This is a genomic window from Pseudomonas sp. GD03903 (genome assembly GCF_029840045.1).
Classification (GTDB): Bacteria; Pseudomonadota; Gammaproteobacteria; order Pseudomonadales; family Pseudomonadaceae; genus Pseudomonas; species Pseudomonas pseudonitroreducens.
Window position 1 is genome coordinate 1 of the sequence record NZ_JAOCBT010000056.1, and the last position, 2,064, is coordinate 2,064.

General features: G+C 56.9%; 2 protein-coding genes and 1 pseudogene. All 3 read left to right on the forward strand.

From position 1 onward, the window contains the following. Positions 1-552, forward strand: a pseudogene (locus N5C91_RS31765) (alkaline phosphatase); the annotation flags it as partial. A 79-nt stretch (positions 553-631) separates the two neighbouring features. Then, on the forward strand, positions 632-1,543 hold the full coding sequence (locus tag N5C91_RS31770; RefSeq protein ID WP_279834494.1) for a hydrolase or metal-binding protein: 912 nt from the start codon (positions 632-634) through the stop codon (positions 1,541-1,543). A gap of 69 nt (positions 1,544-1,612) precedes the next feature. Beyond that, complete coding sequence (gene csrA, locus N5C91_RS31775; protein ID WP_279834498.1) at positions 1,613-1,792, forward strand: carbon storage regulator CsrA; 180 nt, start codon at positions 1,613-1,615, stop codon at positions 1,790-1,792. Positions 1,793-2,064: the final 272 nt, after the last annotated feature.

The following is a 2,064-nucleotide window of genomic DNA, read 5'->3' on the forward strand; positions in this document are numbered from 1 at the left end:
GAAGGCGTACCGGTCTACGTGCAATTGCAGGTGATGCATCAGTTGGCGGTCACGGGCAAGCAGGCTGCGGATGTGGCTGTGCTACTCGGGGGGCAGCAATTGGAGACTCATCGCATTGAGCGCGATGACGAGCTCATCCATTGGCTGATCGAGTTGGAGAAAGAGTTCTGGGGCTACGTCCAACGTGATACCCCTCCACCTGCTGATGGATCGGAATCTGCCGAGCGCGCCTTGCGTTGTCTGTATCCCCAGGACCAAGGGAGAACATTGGATTTCTCTGAGAACGTCGCTCTATCGGCAGCGTTCGATGAATTGAAATCTGTGCGCGCCACTCTCGACCGGCAGAGCAAGCGCGAGGCAGAGCTGAAGCAGCAGCTACAGCAAGCCATGGGCGATGCGAGTCGGGCGGTGTTCGCCAACGGCATGGTGTCCTGGCGCAAAGCCAAAGACAGTGTCGTATTCGATGTTGCTCAAGCCCTTAAAGAAAAGCCCTATCTCCTCGCACGCTACCCCATCACCAAAACCGGCAGCCGCCGTTTCCTGATTCTCTGAATGCGCTTCCCCCCTTGGCCACCCCGGTACAGTTCCGCACCGCGGTGGCCTTTTTTATTCATCCACTGGAGAACCACCAATGCTCAAAGGCTTGGCTATCACCCCGCCGGTGCTCGGGCGGATTTCCATCGGCAAGGTCGTCGAAAAGAATGGCAAGCGCCTGCCAGAGAAGGACGACCAATTCACCATCACCACGCAGGTCCAGCTGCGAGACCACTGGCTGCTTCACCCTCTCGACGACGAGCTTCGGAAGGCTCAAGGCGGAAAAATTCGCAGCATCCCAATACGTCTGCTGTTCAATGCTCCGGATTTGAATTTTCGTGCGGAGTACAGCCTGTTCGATCGGCAGACGGGGCGACCTGTCTGCGTGGGTAACGGCGAGACCTGTAAGCGCAGAGGCAAAGACGGAATCGAATCACTGCCCTGCCCTTCGCCGGATGGTTGTCCGCTGGCCAAGGGAGGTGCCTGTAAGCCCTATGGTCGGCTCAATGTTGCCATCGGCGATGAAGACTCACTGGGCAGCTTTGTGTTTCGTACGACGGGCTTCAACAGCATTCGGACGTTGGCTGCTCGACTGCAGTATCTCCAGGCAATCTCCGGCAATCGTTTGGCCTGCCTTCCGCTAGAGCTGCGCCTTCGTGGGAAATCGACACGGCAGAGTCATGGGCTACCGATTTTCTATGTCGACATCACCGTGCGTGACGGCATGTCGATGGAGGAAGCGTTACAGCATGCTCGAGACATCGATGAAGCACGGCAGGCAGCTGGCTTTGATCAGAACGCTCTGGACGCAGCAGCGCAATTGGGACTCGCCAATGGCGCCTTTGAGGACAGCGATGAAGAAGGCGAAGCCATAGTGCATGAGCTCGCTCCTGAAGCTCCAACCGTCCCAGATACATCCTCGTCTGCAGGCAACACGCCTACCAACTCAGCCACACGCCCCACTCTATCGGCACTACTGCGTGACCGCGCCGAAGCGCGAAATCAGTAACTCACCCATGAACGAAGGCAGGCATCGAGATCGGCTCGAGGTCGGCTTACACCTACAGGAGTACACAGCATGCTTAGCCTTACACGTAGCGTCGGCAAAACCATCCGCATTGGCGATGACATCGAGATCGTCATTCTTCGAGTCAGAGGCAACCAAGTACGCGTCGGTATCTCCGCACCACCGCACATCACGGTGCATCGTGATGAGGTCTATCGGCGCATCCAGGCATGCCCGCAGCAATCCTCCTAATCACCATCTCAAAGGAGGTCCGCCATGGGTATGCTGAGATTTCTTGGTCTGTTGTTTATGCTGATTAGCATCTTCGCCGGCAGCGCGGCTGTAGTTGCGATGGGGATTGTGGCGGTGCGATTTTGGCCACTTATGCTGGTAATCCTAACGACCCTCGCTGTGTTTCAGCTGGCGTCCAAGCGCGTACAGGTTTCTCGGCGTTAGGTCGTCATAAGCAGGAGCCGTTGGGCTCCTGCTTATATTTATTTTTTGATCGACAGGCAGCTTCCGGC